13 protein-coding genes, 1 tRNA gene and 4 pseudogenes are annotated in these 20,173 nt (G+C 43.1%); 6 read left to right on the top strand and 12 right to left on the bottom strand.

What is annotated here, in order from left to right; genetic code table 11:
* Positions 1 to 36: 36 nt before the first annotated feature.
* Both tig and ONZ52_RS13740 read right to left on the bottom strand, forming a co-directional pair.
* Positions 37 to 1,364 (bottom strand): annotated as a pseudogene (gene tig, locus ONZ52_RS13745) (trigger factor).
* A 118-nt stretch (positions 1,365 to 1,482) separates the two neighbouring features.
* A tRNA-Arg gene (locus ONZ52_RS13740) sits at positions 1,483 to 1,559 on the bottom strand.
* Positions 1,560 to 2,048: 489 nt separating this feature from the next.
* Between ONZ52_RS13740 and ONZ52_RS13735 the strand changes: the two genes are divergently transcribed.
* Positions 2,049 to 2,894 carry a YihY family inner membrane protein gene (locus ONZ52_RS13735; protein WP_265219232.1) on the top strand — a complete coding sequence of 282 codons (846 nt, stop codon included), beginning with the start codon at positions 2,049 to 2,051 and terminating at the stop codon, positions 2,892 to 2,894.
* Positions 2,895 to 2,933: 39 nt separating this feature from the next.
* Positions 2,934 to 3,485 carry a hypoxanthine-guanine phosphoribosyltransferase gene (locus ONZ52_RS13730; protein ID WP_265219231.1) on the top strand — a complete coding sequence of 184 codons (552 nt, stop codon included), beginning with the start codon at positions 2,934 to 2,936 and terminating at the stop codon, positions 3,483 to 3,485.
* 117 nt (positions 3,486 to 3,602) lie between these two features.
* On the opposite strand, the pseudogene sthA reads toward ONZ52_RS13730, so the two are convergent.
* From sthA to ONZ52_RS13685, 9 genes and pseudogenes are all read right to left on the bottom strand, one after another.
* Positions 3,603 to 4,998: pseudogene (gene sthA / locus ONZ52_RS13725) on the bottom strand (Si-specific NAD(P)(+) transhydrogenase).
* Positions 4,999 to 5,019: 21 nt separating this feature from the next.
* The gene (nqrM, locus tag ONZ52_RS13720; RefSeq protein WP_265219230.1) at positions 5,020 to 5,253 is read right to left on the bottom strand and encodes a (Na+)-NQR maturation NqrM; all 234 of its coding nucleotides are present in this window, start codon (positions 5,251 to 5,253) and stop codon (positions 5,020 to 5,022) included.
* Between the two features lie 37 nt (positions 5,254 to 5,290).
* The gene (locus ONZ52_RS13715; protein WP_265219229.1) at positions 5,291 to 6,304 is read right to left on the bottom strand and encodes an FAD:protein FMN transferase; all 1,014 of its coding nucleotides are present in this window, start codon (positions 6,302 to 6,304) and stop codon (positions 5,291 to 5,293) included.
* Between the two features lie 62 nt (positions 6,305 to 6,366).
* Positions 6,367 to 7,594: pseudogene (nqrF, locus tag ONZ52_RS13710) on the bottom strand (NADH:ubiquinone reductase (Na(+)-transporting) subunit F).
* A 42-nt stretch (positions 7,595 to 7,636) separates the two neighbouring features.
* Entirely contained in the window at positions 7,637 to 8,245 is a 609-nt protein-coding gene (nqrE, locus tag ONZ52_RS13705) for an NADH:ubiquinone reductase (Na(+)-transporting) subunit E (RefSeq protein ID WP_111607678.1), read from the bottom strand.
* Positions 8,246 to 8,908 (bottom strand): NADH:ubiquinone reductase (Na(+)-transporting) subunit D, encoded by a 663-nt coding sequence (locus tag ONZ52_RS13700; protein ID WP_111607677.1) that lies wholly within the window; start codon positions 8,906 to 8,908, stop codon positions 8,246 to 8,248.
* Entirely contained in the window at positions 8,908 to 9,708 is an 801-nt protein-coding gene (locus tag ONZ52_RS13695; protein ID WP_265219227.1) for a Na(+)-translocating NADH-quinone reductase subunit C, read from the bottom strand. The genes ONZ52_RS13700 and ONZ52_RS13695 overlap by 1 nt, the downstream gene beginning before the upstream one ends.
* Positions 9,701 to 10,897, bottom strand: a complete 1,197-nt coding sequence (locus ONZ52_RS13690; RefSeq protein WP_265219226.1) for an NADH:ubiquinone reductase (Na(+)-transporting) subunit B — start codon at positions 10,895 to 10,897, stop codon at positions 9,701 to 9,703. Before ONZ52_RS13690 ends, ONZ52_RS13695 begins: the two co-directional genes overlap by 8 nt.
* Positions 10,898 to 10,900: 3 nt before the next feature.
* Positions 10,901 to 12,238, bottom strand: coding sequence for a Na(+)-translocating NADH-quinone reductase subunit A (locus ONZ52_RS13685; protein ID WP_265219225.1), 1,338 nt, complete (start codon positions 12,236 to 12,238; stop codon positions 10,901 to 10,903).
* 440 nt (positions 12,239 to 12,678) lie between these two features.
* Here ONZ52_RS13685 and folX point away from each other — a divergent pair, with 440 nt between their 5' ends.
* The 3 genes and pseudogenes from folX to ONZ52_RS13670 all read left to right on the top strand — a co-directional run bounded on the left by folX (position 12,679) and on the right by ONZ52_RS13670 (position 17,146).
* Entirely contained in the window at positions 12,679 to 13,047 is a 369-nt protein-coding gene (gene folX, locus ONZ52_RS13680; protein ID WP_265219224.1) for a dihydroneopterin triphosphate 2'-epimerase, read from the top strand.
* Between the two features lie 7 nt (positions 13,048 to 13,054).
* Positions 13,055 to 16,469 (top strand): annotated as a pseudogene (gene mfd, locus ONZ52_RS13675) (transcription-repair coupling factor).
* The gene (locus tag ONZ52_RS13670) at positions 16,466 to 17,146 is read left to right on the top strand and encodes a CsiV family protein (protein ID WP_265219223.1); all 681 of its coding nucleotides are present in this window, start codon (positions 16,466 to 16,468) and stop codon (positions 17,144 to 17,146) included. The pseudogene mfd and the gene ONZ52_RS13670 overlap by 4 nt, the downstream one beginning before the upstream one ends.
* A gap of 110 nt (positions 17,147 to 17,256) precedes the next feature.
* Here the strand turns inward: ONZ52_RS13670 and sohB are convergent, their stop codons facing one another.
* Complete coding sequence (gene sohB / locus ONZ52_RS13665; protein WP_265219222.1) at positions 17,257 to 18,303, bottom strand: protease SohB; 1,047 nt, start codon at positions 18,301 to 18,303, stop codon at positions 17,257 to 17,259.
* A gap of 257 nt (positions 18,304 to 18,560) precedes the next feature.
* Here sohB and nhaB point away from each other — a divergent pair, with 257 nt between their 5' ends.
* Positions 18,561 to 20,063: a sodium/proton antiporter NhaB gene (gene nhaB / locus ONZ52_RS13660; protein WP_265219221.1), complete on the top strand. Its 1,503-nt coding sequence runs from the start codon at positions 18,561 to 18,563 to the stop codon at positions 20,061 to 20,063.
* The last annotated feature ends 110 nt before the right edge of the window (positions 20,064 to 20,173 follow it).

The following is a 20,173-nucleotide window of genomic DNA, read 5'->3' as shown; positions in this document are numbered from 1 at the left end:
GCTATGTCGACCTTATTAAAAAAGATAAGACTCGTCTTATGCTTCTTCCCCAGCCTCTTCAGCTCGGGCATTTGGCTTGATAGCGTCTTCATATCCCAATGTTACTTCAGTAACTTGGGCGAGATTCCAACAGTTTATCAACAACTTGCTCCTCAAGTACAGCAGATTGCACTTGCGCCAATTGTTCTTTGTTCTTTAAGTAAAAATCAATCACTTGTTGTGGCTCTTGATAAGCCTGAGCCATATCTTCTAAGAAAGAACGAACACGGTCGTTATCCACTTTCAAGTTATCTTTTTTGATTACTTCAGAGATAAGCAAACCAAGTTTAGCGCGTTTTTTGGCTTCTTCTTGGAATAACTCAGCTGGCAACTGAGAAGCATCAAAACCTTGACCACCAAACTGCTGAGCAGCTTGCTTACGAAGTGCATCCACTTCTTGATCAATAAGAGCAGAAGGTACTTCCACTTCGTTGATTGAAGCTAGACCTTCGAACAAGGCATTTTTCAATTTAGCTTTGATCGCTTGATTCAGCTCACGCTCCATATTTTTGCGTACTTCAGCACGCAATGCAGCCACTGTCGCTTCTTCTAGACCAAATTTCTCTACGAAAGCATCGTTAAGCTCAGGAAGAATTTGTTCAGCTACAGCAGAAACCGTAATTTTGAACGTCGCTTCTTTACCTTTCAAATTCTCTGCTTGGTAATCTTCAGGGAAAGTCACAGCGATAGTGCGTTCTTCACCTGCTTTAGCACCCAAAATACCTGATTCGAAACCAGGGATCATAGTGTTAGAGCCTCAATACCAATTTGTGACCTTGAGCAGCACCGCCTTCAAACGCTTCGTCACCTAGGTAACCTACGAAGTCAATCGTCACTTGATCGCCGTCAGCAGATTCACGCTCAACAGCAGACCACTCTGCATTTTGCTTACGTAGTGTCTCTAGCATGACATCAACATCAGCTTCAGTCACTTCTGATACCACGCGATCTACTTTAATCGCAGAGTTATCAGCCAATGTTACTTCTGGGTATACTTCTACCTTAACAACAAACTCAAGGTCGGCGCCTTCAGCAAAGTTCTTAGGTTCAATTGAAGGCATGCCAGCAGGTTGAATAGATTCTTTTTGAATCGCTTCAACGTAAGCATCACGCATGATTTGTTCAACAGCATCTATACGAATGCCTTGGCCGTAACGTTTCTTAACAACGCTAACCGGCACTTTACCTTTACGAAAACCGTCAATGCGAATTGTCTTCGCTGTTTTAGCCACTTCAGAATTTACTTTTTCGTCCACACGAGCAGCGGGAACACTGATTGTCAGAACGCGCTCAATTGGAGACGTTGTCTCTACAGAAACTTGCATAAAACTTCCTCTCGGGAACTTGCTTTAATTTGTTGGCAATCTCGTCATTAACAAGACATACATTCAATTACCAGCCAACAAAACCTAAATAAAAATTAATTAAAGTAATGGACTGAAATGGTGCTCCGTACTGGATTCGAACCAGTGACCTACCGCTTAGAAGGCGGTTGCTCTATCCAACTGAGCTAACGGAACTATGCTCATTACATTTCATGTGGTGGGCTATTATAGGGATGGAATAGCAATCGTCAACCAATAGACATAAAAAAGCCCAGTAAAACTGGGCTAAAAATGACTATTTGCAACCAAGGAACCGAGAATAGTTAAAATTCACTACTCCGCAGCACAAATATCACAAAAGGAACGAGTTAAATATTACAAGCAGACCCGATAAAAAACAAGCTAAGTGCGCCAAAAGGAATCACCTTGCACTGTGTTTGTGCAATGTGCATTAAAAAGAAGATTATCGATCTTTTTTAAAATTCGCCTACTACCACACTAATAAGCAGAACAGATTTCAAACAGTGAAAGAGATGACGCAAAAAAACAAAAGATAAGTCAGACAAAAATAAAAAATTTTGGCGCTAAAAACCATCCAATCGCTTGGAAGCCGTGAAAAAATCTCAGGCTATGATATCGTAACACTTCAATCAAAAGAGTTTCACCACCATGTCTGAACGCCTTATGTATTTTTTCCTTGTCTTCAAACGTTATGGATATTTGACCATTGCAAGGTTCAAAAACAGCAACCTGTCACAAAAGGCGGCGCAACTCACGCTATCGAGTCTATTAGCAGCTGTCCCTATCATCACCATCATTGTAGGAATACTGAGCTTCACACCTGCCCTTGAGTCAATGCAAACACAATTATTTAAATTAATTGAGCAGCATCTTGCACCAGGCTCCAGTGACATCATGATGCCTTATCTCATTAAGTTTTCAGCGCAAACGAAAAACCTCCCATTGGCAGGCCTAATCGCCCTATTTGTCACCGCCCTATTATTGCTCAACAGCTTTGAAAGCAGTGTTCAATCGATCTGGGAAATTAAAAAAGCCCGGAAAATCAGGGAAAGACTACTTACTTACTGGGCTATTCTCACACTGGGTCCCATTATTTTTGCCTCGTCATTAAGTCTATACGGCACACTTATATCCATGCAGATATATGGAGTACAAACAAATGCTTGGCTTGATAATTTATTGGAACTTGGCAGCATCATTCTCTATTTCTTCATGCTGTTTACACTGAATTTTTTAACACCGAATGCTGAAGTATCCGCAAAATGGGCAGCCATCTCGGCTTTGGCTGGCAGCGTGGGCCTATACTTATTAAATACCCTGTTCGGCTCGTTCGCGCAGTTTTTTGCAGGCTATCAAGTTGTTTACGGTGCTTTTGCGGCCATACCTATTTTTCTTGTGTGGCTGCAAAGCTCGTGGCTTATTGTACTCGCCTCAATCTGCCTATGTGCCACGCTACATAACATAAAGCACACTTCTCAACAGAAAAACTTAGCATCTGGTCAGGATTAATGTAAAATCCCGCAAAATTTTTTCACAACAGGGCTTACCATGACAAATACAATCAACGACCTAAACAAAATTTTAGATGAAGCGGATTGCTTAGTCGACGAAGTAAAACTCAATGAAGCCCTTGATAAAATGGCATCTCAGATTTCTGCCGATCTCGCGGATAAAATGCCCCTTGTTCTGTGTGTGATGAACGGCGGATTAATCCCAACAGCTGCTTTAATAGAACGTTTGCATTTTCCATTAGAATTAGACTATATCCATGCGACAAGGTACGGAATGGAAACCGAAGGCGCTTCTCTAAACTGGCTAAGCTACCCGCAAACCAGCCTGAAAAATAGACACATATTGGTCATTGACGATATTTTCGACCAAGGTCATACGCTCCAAGCTATCGTAGAATGGCTGGAACAACAGGGAAGCAGCAGCGTATACACAGCCACCGTGATCAACAAACTGCACGACCGCAAAACAAATATGACACCCGATTATATTGGTACAGAGGTAGCAGATAGATTTTTATTTGGTTATGGCATGGATTACAAAGGTTTTTTCAGAAACCTTAAAGGTATTTACGCCATCAAAGACAGCTAAGCCTATCAAGACATCCTTACATCACATGCTAATTAAACGATAAATCATAGATAAAAAAATGCCCACCTTTGAAGTGGGCATTTTTATTTCACACTCTGTCTAACAGACTCTGTGCACTTAGAACACTCGGTTGAAGCCATTTAACGCCGCGACACGATAAGCCTCAGCCATGGTCGGATAGTTAAACGTAGTATTCAAAAAATACTTCAAAGTATTCTGCTTGCCTGGCTGCTTCATAATAGCTTGTCCGATATGAACAATCTCTGATGCTTGGTCACCAAAACAATGAATCCCTAATAACTCTAGCGACTCACGATGAAACAGTATTTTCAACATCCCTACTGCTTCGCCCGTGATTTGTGCACGAGCGGTGTTTTTAAAGAAAGCCCGACCCACTTCATAAGGCACTTTTTCAGCCGTCAATTCAGACTCTGTTTTACCAACAGAACTGATCTCAGGAATAGTGTAGATACCTGTCGGCACTTCACTAATGAACTCGCCACCCGCAAGACCAAACATATTAGCTGCCGCTGCACGCCCTTGATCGTAAGCAGCACTTGCCAAACTTGGCCAACCAATGACATCACCAGCCGCATAAACACTCTCAACTTGAGTTTGATAAGTGTCATTTACCGCTAACTGACCGCGTGCATTGGCCTCTAAGCCGATAGCCTCTAAGCCCAAATTGTCGGTATTACCAGAACGTCCGTTACAAAATAGCAATGCATCAGCACGTATCTTCTTACCTGACGCCATATGCATCACAACGCCACGCTCAGTTGTCTCAACAGAATCATAAGTTTCATTATGACGAATCAGCACACCACCATCACGAAGGTGATAACTCAAGGCATCAGTAATCTCGTCATCTAAGAAACTCAATAATTTTTTCGCCGGGTTAATCAGTTCAACTCTAACGCCCAATCCACAAAAAATCGACGCGTATTCACAGCCAATGACGCCCGCACCATAAATAATCAAAGAACGAGGAGTATGACTTAAACTTAAAATAGTATCTGAGCAGTATATACGAGGATGGGAAAAATCAATATTTGCTGGTCGATATGGACGAGAACCCGTAGCGATCACCACTTTTTTGGCCACTAGTAATTCAGGCCCTTTTTCATAAGTATTTACTTCGATGGTGTTCACATCTTTGAACTTACCGCGTCCAAAATAAATATCAATTCGATTGCGTGCATAATACTCAGTACGCCCCATAACCTGTTTATCAATAACTCGGTTCGCTCGGTCTAAAACTTTCGGGAACGAAAACCAACGAGGCTCACCAATATCACGAAACATAGGATTGGTGTTAAAGGCAATAATCTCTTTAACAGCATGACGCAATGCTTTTGATGGAATAGTCCCTAAATGCGTACAACTTCCGCCGACTTGTGAACTGGCTTCAATAACCGCCACTTTTTTGCCTGCCTTTGCGGCACTCATTGCTGCGCCTTCTCCCGCAGAGCTCCGTACCCAAAACCACAACATCATAATGTCTTGTTGTCATAACACCCTCTTCACTGTTCAATTATTTCGTTGCGTCATAAAATGTGTCATCAGAGACTTTCTCGGCTGCATTCTTTTTTGTCTCTTTTTCACACTTACCTTTATCGCCACCACAAATATCACAAGCCACTTCCATACCCAATGCGCTCATACCACCGCACGAGCCAGAAATGGGCTTTCTTCCCATCAAAACACCAACAGACATAGCAGTAACCAACAAAAGCATAAGGACAAATGCTAAAACAATCGTCAACATGACTTTTCTCCTATAAAAAATACAAAAAATAGCTCGCCTACTTTAAGTAGGACTTAAAGGCATCAGACGGACGCTCTTCAAAACCAAAATCCGTTTTCACCAGCAAATAAGCGGCAATACCGTTCTCTTGTGCAAATTCATAGCCTTTTTCTGGCCCAAGCACCGTAATGGCCGTTGCCAATCCATCAGCCATCGTTGTGGTTGTATCCACTACAGTAACAGATACCAAACGGTGTGTAATCGGCCTTCCAGTAAGCGGACTTATAGTATGGGAATAACGCACACCATTTTGTTCAAAATAATTTCGATAATCCCCCGATGTCGCCAACGCTATATTGGTTACATCTATAATTCTCTCAGCAATGTTATGACCGCCAGCTGGACTTTCAATACCCACGCGCCAAGGCGAACCATCCGGCTTAACCCCTTTTGACGAAATTTCACCACCCACTTCAACCAAGTAGCTTTCAATTCCTTTGTCTTGCAAAACTTTAGCTACAGCATCCACGCCATATCCTTTTGCAATGGATGACAAATCCACATAAATATCTTTTTCTTTGCTCAAACGAAGACCATCAAGCGTTAAAAATTGATAACCCACTCTCGATTTAGCCGCTTCTATCTCAACGTCCGTTGGTACCTTATCTTCTCGCTTTCCAGGACCAAATCCCCAGAGATTCACCAAAGGACCAATAGTCACATCATACTCACCATCGGTCATACGACTTAAAAGCAAAGCTTTATCAATAACGTAAGCCATCTCCTCGCTCACCGTAAATGACTGTCCTGCCGATAACGCATTAAATTCAGACAGTTCAGAATTTGGGTCATAGGTTGACATGAGCTTATTCACTCTCACCAACACGGCATCAACGTCATCTTTTAGATCCCAAGGGTTTTTCACCTCTTCCGTGGTATAAAATTTAACCGTATAAGTTGTCCCCATTGTAGGACCAGAGAAACTCACCAATTCTGGGGTAAACACAGAAAGTCTATAAAAAACGGCAACAATAATAAGCAGGAAAACTGGGAACAGTATTTTTTTACGCATAAAGAGTCTTTGTTATAGCCAATAAAACAAAGACCCACCAGAGGGTGGGTCTTTATCAGGTGCTAGCCACCGAAATCATCAAGCAAAATGTTTTCTTTTTCGACGCCTAGGTCTTCTAACATCTTGATTACAGATGCGTTCATCATTGGAGGTCCACACATGTAGAACTCACAATCTTCTGGCGCTGGGTGATCTTTTAGATAACTTTCATAAAGAACATTATGAATAAACCCAGTTTTGCCTTCCCAGTTATCTTCAGGTTGAGGATCTGAGAGAGCCAAATGCCATTCAAAGTTTTCATTTTCTTCCTGAAGCTTATCATATTCTTCCACATAGAATGCTTCTCGAACACTACAAGTCCCCATACCAGAAAGAAATTTTACGCTTAGAATTCAAACGCTTAAGCTGATCGAAAATATGAGAGCGCATTGGCGCCATACCCGCACCACCCCCTACAAACACCATTTCAGCGTCTGTGTCTTTAGCGAAGAACTCACCAAAAGGACCGTATACTTTGATCTTATCGCCTGGCTTAAGGCTGAACACATAAGATGACATTTGACCTGGAGGTAAATCATCTTTACCTGGAGGCGGAGAAGCAATACGAATATTGAACTTAACAATGCCCCTTTCTTCAGGGTAGTTAGCCATCGAATAAGCACGAATAACAGTTTCATCCACCTTAGAAACAAACTTCCAAAGATTAAACTTATCCCAATCTCCGCGATATTCTTCTTCGATATCAAAATCTTTATAATGCACAGTGTGGGCAGGCGCTTCCAATTGAACATAACCACCAGCACGGAAGTTTACGTTTTCGCCTTCAGGCAATCTTAACGTCAACTCTTTGATAAAGGTCGCTACGTTAGGGTTAGACTCAACTGTACATTCCCATGCTTTAACACCAAACACCTCTTCAGGCACCTCCACATCCATATCCTGTTTCACAGAAACCTGACAAGATAGACGGTAACCTTCTTTTTCATCACGACGCGTGAAGTGAGATTGCTCAGTGGAAAGCATAGAGCCACCACCACTCATAACCTTACATTTACACTGAGCACAAGTACCACCACCACCGCATGCGGACGATAGGAAGATGCCACTATTTGCTAATGTTTGAAGCAACTTACCACCTGCGGGCGCAGTCACTTCTTTTTCACCATTGATGCGGATTGTAACGTCACCAGTACTTACCAAGCGTGCACGAGCAGCAAGGATAATTGCCACTAACGCAAGCACGATAGCCGTGAACATCACCACACCTAGAATAATTTCTAAGTTGACCATGTTAGTTAAACCTTATTCTTGGTTGTCTAAATGTGCGGCCGATTAAAGCTGCACACCCGAAAATGACATAAAACCTAAACTCATCAGACCAACAGTGATAAAAGTGATACCAAGACCACGCAACCCTGCAGGAACGTCTGAATATTTAAGTTTCTCCCGAATACCAGCTAGGGCAGCGATAGCGAGCGCCCAACCAACACCAGCACCCACACCGTAAACAAGACTTTCACTGAAGTTATAGTCTCGTTCCACCATGAATAAAGAAGCCCCCATGATGGCACAGTTTACTGTAATCAACGGCAAGAAAACGCCCAGTGCGTTGTACAAAGCAGGCATGTACTTGTCTAGTGTCATCTCTAGTATCTGAACCACAGCAGCGATAACACCAATGTAGCTCAACAAACCTAGAAAGCTTAAATCAACACCACCCAAACCGGCCCACTCAAGAGCACCATCTGCCAAAAGATTTTGATACAACAAGTTGTTCAGTGGCACGGTAATCGCCAAAACAACCACAACGGCAATACCCAAACCTATTGCTGTCTCTACTTTTTTAGACAATGCTAAAAAAGTACACATACCTAGGAAGAATGCCAATGCCATGTTTTCAACAAAAACGGCCTTAATAAACAGACTGATTAAATGTTCCATTTATAGCGCCTCCTGAGAACGAGAATTTGCCGCAATTTTAAACTCTGGCGCTTCAACCTGCTCTTTCTTATAAGCGCGTAAAGCCCATATAACCAAGCCAATTACGAAGAATGCACTCGGTGGAAGCAACATCAAACCATTCGGTTGATACCAACCGCCATTTTGAACCGTCGCAAAAATCTCAACACCAAACAATTTACCAGCACCAAACAGCTCACGGAAAAACGCCACGACGATCAACATCGCACTGTAGCCTAAACCGTTACCAATACCGTCAACAAAACTCATTACAGGTCCGTTTTTCATGGCAAATGCTTCAGCACGTCCCATAACGATACAGTTTGTAATGATAAGACCTACAAACACTGATAACTGCTTACTGATTTCGAAAGCAAACGCCTTCAGAATCTGATCAACCACAATTACCAATGAAGCGATAATGATCATCTGTACGATAATACGAATACTGTTCGGTATATGATTACGAATAATCGCAATAAAGAAGCTAGAGAAAGCCGTTACTAAGGTCAAAGCGATCGCCATAACCAAACTAACACTCAAACTACTCGTCACCGCCAATGCGGAACAAATACCCAATATCTGCAAGGCTATTGGGTTGTTCGCAAGAATCGGCCCAAAGAGGACTTTTTTCACATCAGACATTATTGAACTCCTTCACTACGTAGCTGTGACAAGAATGGTCCAAAACCTTCTTCGCCCAACCAGTATTGAACAAGATGAGTCACCCCACGACTTGTCAATGTTGCACCAGATAGGCCATCTACTTTATACATTGCCTTAGGATCAGAACTGTCTACACCACCTTTAGCAAGTTGAATAACCGCTTCACCTTCGTCGTTGTATACTTTCTTACCTTTCCACAAAGCCTTCCAGTTAGGGTTATCTACTTCGCCACCCAACCCTGGAGTTTCACCTTGGTCGTAAAAACCAAAGCCTAGCACTGTATTAAAGTCGCTCTGCAAAGCCATAAAACCATACATGGTTGACCATAGGCCATATCCATGAACTGGAAGAATGATACGTTCAATCGTATCGCCCGATTTAACAAGATAAACCGCCGAAAAATTTGCACGGCGCTTGATACTCGCTGGATCTTCCTCAGCTTTTAGAGCAATAGACAAGTTAGGATCTTTAGCAGCAGCCTGCTGATTGAAAGTCGCTACATTGATATTAGCCTCTTTCAATTCCTCTTGCGTAGCGAATGTACCTGTTTGCAAGTTAACAATACGCGTTTCAACCGTCTCGAAAATCTCGTCCACAGACTTGCCTGGCTCAAGCATGCCAGCCGCCGACAGAATGTTACGTTTACGGTCTAAATCTTTATTGGTGTTCTGTATAGGCTTAAGACCTACCGCTGCAGCAGCAACAAAAATAGAACAAACCAAACACAAAGATAAAGCAACTATAATGGTCTTTTTAATACTATCGTTACTGCTAGCCATTGCGTGCAATCCTCCGTTTAATGTTCGCCTGAACAACAAAGTGGTCAATAAATGGCGCAAACAAATTCGCGAACAAAATTGCCAACATCATACCCTCAGGGTAAGCAGGGTTAACAACACGAATCAACACAACCATCAAACCAATCAATGCTCCGTAGAACCATTTACCTCGATTCGTCATTGATGCAGACACTGGGTCGGTTGCCATGTACATCATACCAAAGGCAAAACCACCCAAGACAAGATGCCAGTACCACGGCGTTGCAAACATAGGATTGGTATCGGAGCCAATGAAGTTCAACAATCCAGAAGTCAAAACCATACCTAACATAACACCAGCCACAATACGCCATGCGGCAATTCGCATGATCAGTAAAGCACCACCGCCAATCAAGATAGCCAGTGTCGATGTCTCACCCATTGAGCCTTGGATAAATCCAAAAAACGCATCAGACCAAGCAACCGTTAGACCAGGAACACCATCCGCAGCCAATTGGCTAAGCGCTGTTGCACCAGAAAAACCATCAACCGCTGTCCAAACTGCATCACCAGACATAGAGGCTGGGTACGCAAAGAACAAAAAGGCACGGCCAGCCAACGCTGGGTTGAGGAAGTTTTTACCCGTTCCACCGAACACCTCTTTCGCCAATACCACACCAAAGGTGATACCCAAAGCGACTTGCCATAAAGGTACAGTCGCAGGCAAAGATAAGGAGAACAAGATTGAGGTAACAAAGAAACCTTCGTTAACTTCATGTTTACGTACAGACGCAAACAATACTTCCCAGAAACCACCTACAACGAAAGTCACAAGATAAACAGGCAAAAAGTACATTGCGCCGTAAATCATGTTATCCCATATGCTGGAAGCATCATAATTAGTTAAACTACCAATGATGCCGTGGCGCCAAGAATCTCCCGCTGTAACGCCCATGGCATCCATAGCGGTATTGGCTTGAAAACCAATGTTGTACATACCAAAAAACATGGCTGGAAATGTACACATCCAAACCAAAATCATAATGCGCTTCATATCCACCGCATCACGAACATGGGAACCATTTTTAGTTACTGAGCTTGGACGGTAAAAAATAGTATCTACCGCTTCGTAAAGCGCGTACCACTTTTCATATTTTCCACCTGAATGAAATTCAGGCTCGATTTTATCAAGTACTTTTCTAAGCCCCATGAATCAACCCTCTTTCTCTATTAGAGTTAGGCAATCCCGAAGGATCGGGCCATATTCGAACTTACCTGAGCAACTGTAAGTACACAAAGCCAAATCTTCTTCGTCCAATTCAAGCGCACCAAGCTTCTGAGCTTGTTCTGTATCGTTCACAACCAAAGCACGTAGCAATTGTGTAGGAAGGATATCCAGTGGCATTACGCGTTCAAAGTTACCAAGCGGCAACATAGTACGATCACTACCATTTGTCGTGGTGGTCATATCGAAAGATTTCTTTCCTGTCAGCTTAGATAAGAACACATTCATAATAGAATGCTTTTCTACGCCAGCACGAAGATAATGCATCATTTGACGCTCACGACCTTCCAACAGCACAGACACCTGATTATGGTAACGACCTAAAAAGGCGTAAGGCCCTTTCGCGGCACGACCAGAAAGCACAGATCCAGAAACCACTCGATTCTCGCCATCAGCCAACTCACCCGACAACAAGTTATCGAGGCTTGCGCCAACTTGAGTACGAACCAAACGAGGCTTTTTAACTTGTGGACCCGCTAAAGAAACCACTCGCTCAACACTTAACTCACCCGTAACGAATAACTTACCAACCGCTACAACGTCTTGATAGTTAATAGACCAAACCGTCTTTTTATCACTAACTGGATCAAGGAAATGTATGTGAGTACCAGCAAGACCTGCTGGGTGTATACCAGCAAACTCTTCAACCGTCACATCAGATGTTGTTGGAATCTTTGCACCCGCTGCTTTACAAACAAAGACCTTACCTTCCGTTAAACGCGTTAGCACAGTAAGACCATCAGCAAAGGCTTCAGCTTGATCAGCCAAAACGACTTCAGGAGAAGCAGCCAATGGATTGGTATCCATCGCCGTCACAAAAATAGAGTTCGGAACGGACGCCACTTCGGGCACTTTTGAAAATGGACGAGTACGGAACGCAGTCCACAAACCCGATTCGACCAAATTATCAACCACCTTACTACGCTCTAAAGACTTCAATTCAGAACCAGAGTAAGAGGCGAAAGTTTCAGACTCATCGCCCTCAACATTAATAATTAATGATTGAAAGACACGTCTTTCACCACGATTGATCGCAGCAACGGTTCCAGAGGCAGGAGCCGTGTACTTCACGCCTTCCGTCTTCTTATCCGTAAAGATGACTTGACCTTTCTTGACCTTATCCCCTTCCTTGACCAACATGGTGGGTTTCATTCCATGATAGTCTGGACCAATCACAGCCACTGCTTTCACCGCAGCGGCCGTCTCAATCACTTGATTGGGAGCACCTGAGATCGGTAGATCTAGGCCTTTTGTAATTTTATACATATGTTCTGCCCAACAATAAATTGAACACAAAAAGCGTAATGTGTAATGCTCACACCCCCTCCGGGAAAACATGCACGAGCGAACAATCAATCTTAAGATAATTGTAAAACACAAACTCACTTCACCAAAAAACCGACGTATTATAAAGATCATTCCCCCCATTGACCAGCTCATGAAGCGGACTTTAAGCACCAACTTTTACTTAAAAGCACAACTTGCTCCTTATTCATTGACGTGCAGCCATAAAAAATACTTTTTTTTGTTATTTTATTACATGATGAGTGACAATCCAGCTCACTCAAACCGCCTTGGCAAATTAAATCAAAGCTAGGCAATCCAAATAGGAAGATCAGCCGTACTTTAGTCGGTTGCCATATCTTATTGAAAACGACACAATATCGCCTAACAAATGAATAGGCTCAAAACACGGAAGCAAACCTATGATCAAACCAGAAGCTCAAATTCATATTAAAAACTTACGTTTAAGAACCTATATTGGATTCAATGAATCGGAAAAACAGAACAAACAGGACGTTGTCATTAATGCTTGGATACACTACCCAGCCTCCCAAGCCTATGACACAGACAACGTAGAAAATGCGGTAAACTACCGAACCATTTGCAAAGAAATGATTGCCCATACTGAAAACAATCGTTTTTTACTGCTTGAAAAATTAACCGCAGACCTACTGGAACTGTGTATGTCTTCAAACCATGTTACTTTTGCGAAAGTGGAAGTGGCAAAACCACATGCATTGCGTTTCGCCGACTCTGTTTCATTAACACTGTCCGCCACTAGAGATCAATAAGCCTAACATGTCAGAAACCGTTTCAATCACCCTAAAGCCCGGCTTCAAAAACTTAATTAATGGTTTAGATGGCAGTCGTAAAGCCCTGCAGTTGCTAGCCATTGCCGCTCAACATAAACGCCCTATTCTCTTTATGGCCAATACGGTTGCCGAACTAAATGAGCTTGAAGATGAAATACTGTTTCTGAATCAAAATAAACACGAAATACTCCGATTCAGTGACTGGGAAACCCTGCCATATGACGCCTTTTCGCCACACCAAGACATCATTTCCCAACGTCTAGAAACATTAGCGAAGCTGACTGAAACCAAGAACCCAATAGTCCTGACAACCGTGGCGTCTTGCTTAACTCGCTTATGCCCTAAGCAACACTTAGATGCACAGCGCTTTCATTTAAAAGAAGGGCAAGAACTGCCTCTTGAAGACTTATCTCGCAAACTCACGAACGCAGGCTACCTAAACGTAGAAAATGTCCACGAGCATGGCGAATATGCCATTCGCGGGGCATTAATGGATGTGTACCCAATGGGGGCGGACAACCCTATTCGTATAGACTGGTTTGATAACGACATCGACTCTATACGCTGGTTCGACCCAGAAACTCAGCGCAGCATCAATAAAGTAACAGAAATAAAAATGCTGCCCGCAAAAGAATTTCCAACCACAGCCCAAGGTATCCAGCAATTTCGCCAAGCGTTTAGAGAGCGTTTTGACACCAACCCGCTTTCTAGCCCTATTTACCAAGACATTTCCAGCGGCATTATCCCTGCAGGTGTAGAATACTATCTACCTTTGTTTTTTGAACAAACGGCCAGCGTATTCGACTATCTGCCCGATGAGACACTCATCATACGCTCAGATAATTTTAATGATCAATTTGCCAGTATTAAACTCGACTTCCGCAGCCGTCACGAGTCACTCAATTACAATATTGAACGCCCCATTTTAAAGCCCGATGAAATTTGCTTAAGAGAAGACGAGCTGTTTGCGAAACTCAACCAATATGCCAACATTATTTTTTCTGCCGACGGTGAGCACCCCGCCTACAGCGCGCTTGATGTGGTAAAAATTGACTCCCGAGCCGAGCAACCACTAAGCAAATTACAGCATTTTTCTTGCCAACACTACAGCAAGAGTGCTCATAGTGGCTGAGTCTGCCGGTCGGCGAGAGGCTCTACTCGACTTACTCAAAAAGTACAACATTAAACCTAAACAGGTTGAAAGTTGGGAAGCCTTCACAAAATCGACCAAATCGCTTGCCATCACAGAGGGCAACATTGGTCGCGGCTTCATCATCAACAATGAATTAGCACTCATTCCTGAAAGCGAAATACTAGGCGAGCGCGTTTCTCAGCATCGTCGACGCAATAAACAAAACACTATTAGCGAAGACGCTATTATTCGCAATCTCACTGAATTGAGATTAAACGCACCCGTAGTTCATATCGACCATGGCGTAGGTCGCTATCTTGGATTAACCAACTTAGAGATCGATGGGCAAGAAACAGAACTACTCACTCTTGGCTATGCCAATGACGCAAAACTCTATGTTCCCGTCTCCTCATTGCAGTTGATTTCGCGCTACACAGGCGCAGACGAAGACACCGCGCCATTGCATAAACTCGGTACTGACAAATGGAGCATTGCAAAGCAAAAAGCCGCCGAAAAAGCACGCGATACCGCAGCAGAATTGCTAGAAATATACGCCAAGCGCGAAGCCAGAGTAGGTCATGCCTTTGCCAAACCAGACGATCAGTATGAGCTATTTGCTGCGGGCTTCCCATTTGAAGAAACCCCAGATCAACAAATGGCCATTGATGCCGTTATGCGTGACATGTCAACAAAAAAACCGATGGACCGCTTGGTATGCGGCGATGTTGGTTTTGGCAAAACAGAAGTCGCTATGAGAGCAGCCTTTCTTGCAGTGCAAGATGGCAAACAAGTGGCTGTCCTCGTACCAACCACCCTACTCGCCCAACAGCACTATGAAAACTTTTGTGACCGATTTGCTGATTGGCCGGTAGAAATCGAATTTCTATCTCGTTTTCGGTCTGGCAAGCAATCCAATACCTCAATTGATCGACTAGAATCAGGCAAAGCCGATATTGTTGTCGGCACGCATAAACTGATTCAAAGTGATATTAAGTTTGCCAATTTGGGCTTGGTTATTATTGACGAAGAGCACCGCTTTGGTGTCAAACAGAAAGAACAATTTAAAGCCTTAAGAGCGGAAGTTGACATACTGACTCTCACAGCGACCCCCATTCCCCGAACATTAAATATGTCTTTATCGGGTATTCGCGATTTATCCATCATCGCCACACCTCCAGCAAAACGCTTATCTGTAAAAACCTTTGTCAAACAGAAAGACGAGCACCAAATCAAAGAAGCCATATTGCGTGAATTGCATCGCGGCGGGCAGGTTTATTATTTACACAATGAAGTGCAAACTATTCAGAAAGCGGCGGAAGAATTAGAAGCACTCATTCCAGAAGCTCGTGTCATTGTGGGCCATGGGCAAATGCGTGAAAGAGAACTGGAACAAGTGATGTCTGACTTTTATCACAAACGCGCCAACGTACTCGTCTGCTCGACCATCATAGAAACGGGTATCGACATACCGAATGCAAATACCATCATTATTGAACGCGCAGATAAATTTGGTTTAGCACAACTACATCAATTACGCGGACGCGTTGGTCGATCACACCACCAAGCTTATGCTTACCTACTTACCCCCAATGATCGCAGGGTCACCAGTGATGCCGAAAAACGCTTAGAGGCCATTATGCTCGCCGACAAGCTAGGAGCTGGCTTCACTTTGGCCACTCACGATCTAGAAATTAGGGGCACAGGGGAGCTATTAGGTGACGGCCAGAGCGGTCACATTGAACATGTTGGCTTCTCACTCTTTATGGACATGCTAGACAGAGCCGTCAAATCATTAAAAAATGGCGAATCGCCTGATATTGATATTACCTCACCCGCTCAAACCGATGTGAATTTGCGGGTCCCCGCGCTGATACCAGAAGATTACTTAGGCGATGTACATTCACGCCTGATTCTGTATAAACGCATTGCCAGCGCGAAAGCCAGTGACGAACTGAAAGACCTACAAGTGGAAATGATTGACCGCTTTGGGCTACTGCCTGATGCTACCAAAAACCTATTCCGCCAAACTGAGCTGAAACTCAAGGCAGAAAGCCTTGGCATTAATAAAATTGAAGTCAACGCAAAAGAAGGTAAAATCATCTTCAACAGCAAAACGCCAGTTGATCCGATGAAATTGATTAAACTCATTCAAACAAAGCCAGATGTTTATAAACTCGCAGGCTCTGACACCTTGAAGTTTTTAGTATCAATGAACAGCGCAGAAGAGCGCTTCCAGCACACAACAATGACTTTGGAATTATTACATTGAGAGCCTTAATTTGTAATTTATTATCCTTAACGCTGTTAACCAGTGGCGTTTATGCGGCTGACAACCGCTTCGATCCGAATACTGCCAAGGCCTATGAGGCCTATGTGGTTACCTTTATGTGGCCTGAAGGCCAGTCAAGTGAACAAGTGAGTTACAAAAACATCTTACCAACTGACCGACTTGTTCGTTTTCCAGCACCCAATGACGTCGCAGGAAACACACTTAACAGCAACCAGGCATCGCCATTTGGCAATAGACTGGGTCGTCAGGTAAAGATACTTGCTAACCAAAAATGGACGCTTATCTTTAAGCAGCCAGGTGACACCATCAACAAAAGTTTCGTCAGCCAACAAAACGTAAATGGTTACCCAGTGTTAACTGGCAATATCGCTATCACTCTAGGGCGATATTTGGAGTCTGACATACGCTATCAGCATTATTTGTTTGGCCGCGCTCAACAAACAGCTTCTACACCTCAGGACAAAAACAGTACGCCGCAACCAATCGCACCCACAACAGCCAGCTCGGCAGAAGTAACGCCTACATCGGTACTTAAATTACGCCAAAACAATAGAACCGCTAGCAAAAAGGTCAACTATTTAGACCATCCAACCATAGGCACTTTAATATACTTTGAACCGATTGAATTGGAACAGGCCATCTCGCAACAGCAGTGACACCAGAAAGCGACTTGGGCAGTAAATAAAGTATAACCCTTCTTTCCCGCAACGAGCGCTTAAATAAAAAGGAGCTTACAAAAGCTCCTTTTTACTGACCAAAAAACAGACTAATAGCCGCGGGACTGGGCCAACTTCCCCACCCAGGCAATGGCTTTTTGCTCAATCACTGAAAAAAATGACAACCCTAAGCGTTCAGCCATGCCTTTCGGTTGTTTGTACGCTAAACGAATTACTTCCGCCGTACTGTAATTAGACACCAAATAGGCATCGCTGGTCATCACGACATCAACCAATTTGTTGCCTAATGCCTCCGAACCGTACCAAGTCTCACCGGTGGCAATGCTTTCGATGTCTAACTGCGGACGCTGGCTTGAGACAAATCGTTTAAAAAGATCATGAGTATCTTCTAAATCTTGCTTAAACTTTTCTCGGCCCTCATCTGTGTTTTCCCCCAACATGGTCAACGTACGCTTGTATCGCCCTGCTGTATGCAACTCAACATCAATGAGACTTTTATCCAACAAGCGATGAAGGTTTGGAATTTGGGCGACCACGCCAATGGAACCCAAAATAGCAAAAGGCGCTGCGATAATTTTATCTGCCACACACGCCATCATATAACCCCCACTAGCTGCTACTTTATCAACGCAAATCGTTAATGGGATATTCGCCTCTCGAATTCGCTGTAATTGGGACGCAGCCAAACCATACCCGTGAACCACACCGCCACCACTTTCCAAACGAACAACAACTTCATCCTGCGGCTTGGCGATACTTAGAATCGCAGTTATCTCTTCTCTCATTGTCTCTACCGCGGACGCCTTAATATCTCCATCAAAATCCAATACATACACTCGCCTCTTGGTCTCTTCTTTCGCATCAGCAACTTTAGAGACTTTTTTCTGAGCTTTTTTCTCAAGCTTGTCTTTTTTCTTCTTCTCTTTTTCGATGTTTTTTAGAGCTTTCTTATCCATTAGCTGACGATCCAACTCCGCCTTCATCGCATCATATGTCTCGTTCAATTTAGTGATAGATAAGCTACCAGGTTGCGATTTACGCTTTCCGCTTGCCACTATTGCCAACAATAAACCAATCACCACAGCAACACTGATTAACTTCAGCAAAAAACCAGCATAGTCAGTTAAAAATTCCAACGTTTATTTCCTCTAAATAGTCATAAGTTCTTGGCATATTGGGGATATTTTTACAAATAACAATCATATTTACTGATATTTCACTATAGATACTGTCAAGCATATGCCTTATTATCTGCACACTTTGATAGAGTCTGAGCATTTTAAAGCCTGAAAACCCCAGAAAACTAACAAGATTTTTTGATCTGCTATACAAAAACAGAAAAATCCTGTTAATTTTTTGCACATTTTCAGTGTTTTCCCAAAAGGAGTCATCAATGAAAGCCTCTCTGTCCCAAGCACTAGGAAGAAATTTCCTCGGTGCATCACCACTGTGGTACAAGCAAGTCATCTTAGCGTTTCTGATTATCAACCCAATTGTCTTAGTGGTATTAGGGCCATTTGTTGCAGGCTGGCTATTAATTATTGAGTTCATATTTACACTGGCGATGGCGCTAAAATGCTACCCATTACAACCTGGGGGCTTGCTTGCCATTGAGGCCGTAGTCCTTGGGCTTACTTCCCCTGAGGGTGTATACACTGAAGTATCTCACAACATGGAAGTTATTCTGCTGCTCATGTTTATGGTGGCTGGCATTTACTTTATGAAAGACATGCTGCTGTTTATTTTTAACAAGCTTCTAGTCAAAGTAAAATCAAAAATCGTCATCTCATTAATTTTTAGTTTTTCTGCTGCATTGCTTTCGGCTTTTTTAGATGCCTTAACGGTGACAGCCGTTCTAATCAGTGTTGGCGTTGGCTTTTATTCGGTCTACCACAAGGCGGCTTCAGGCCAAAGCTCTAATAAAAATCACGACCATGGTAAAGACGATTCAATATTGCCAGTCAACACAGAAGACTTAAACGAATTTCGCTCGTTTCTACGCGATTTATTAATGCACGGTGCGGTGGGTACCGCGCTTGGTGGCGTCGCAACGCTAGTAGGCGAACCACAAAACTTACTGATTGCTAAGGTTGCAGGCTGGAATTTTGGCGAATTCTTCATGAATGTTGCCCCCGTCTCAATGCCTGTCTTAATTTGTGGCTTATTAACGGTGATCGTTTTAGAAAAGACCGCTTGGTTTGATTACGGCGCTCAATTACCAGATACCGTTCGAGATATTCTTAATAATTTTGAACAAGAAGAAAGCAAAAAACACACAAGCAAAACCAAAGCTCAACTGATTGTGCAAGGCATTGTCGCTATTATTCTCGTACTATCTCTTGCTTTCCATGTTGCGGAAGTTGGACTGGTTGGCTTAATGGTCATTGTACTGCTAACGTCATTCAACGGTATCGTTGAAGAGCGTCAGATTGGCCATGCATTTGAGGAGTCATTACCCTTTACGGCATTATTGGTGGTATTTTTTACTGTGGTTTCCGTTATCCATTCGCAACATCTATTTCAACCTGTCATTGATGTAGTGCTACAGATGCCCACAGATAGCCAGCCAATTATGCTGTTTATTGCTAATGGCTTACTATCTGCTATCAGTGACAACGTTTTTGTTGCTACTGTATACATCAATGAAATCAAAGCCGCACTGGATGCTGGCACCATTACTCGAGAACATTTTGACACCTTAGCTGTGGCTGTTAATACAGGCACTAACTTACCAAGTGTTGCCACACCAAACGGTCAAGCCGCTTTCTTATTTTTATTGACTTCTGCCATTGCGCCACTCTTACGTTTGTCTTACGGCAAAATGGTGTGGATGGCCCTTCCTTATACGATAGTGTTGAGCATCGTTGGCGGGCTATGTGTTGTTTACCTATTGTAATATGTGTTTAATTAACCAATAAGCTACATAAAAATAAATATCCCCCCAATCTGTTTAATCAAGGATTGGGGGGATATTTATTTGGAAGCTTGTATATCTATGCTTTTTAC

Origin of the sequence: Marinomonas rhodophyticola (genome assembly GCF_026113935.1) — a bacterium.
GTDB classification, from domain to species: Bacteria; Pseudomonadota; Gammaproteobacteria; order Pseudomonadales; family Marinomonadaceae; genus Marinomonas; species Marinomonas rhodophyticola.
This window is presented reverse-complemented; position numbering and strand designations above follow the sequence as displayed.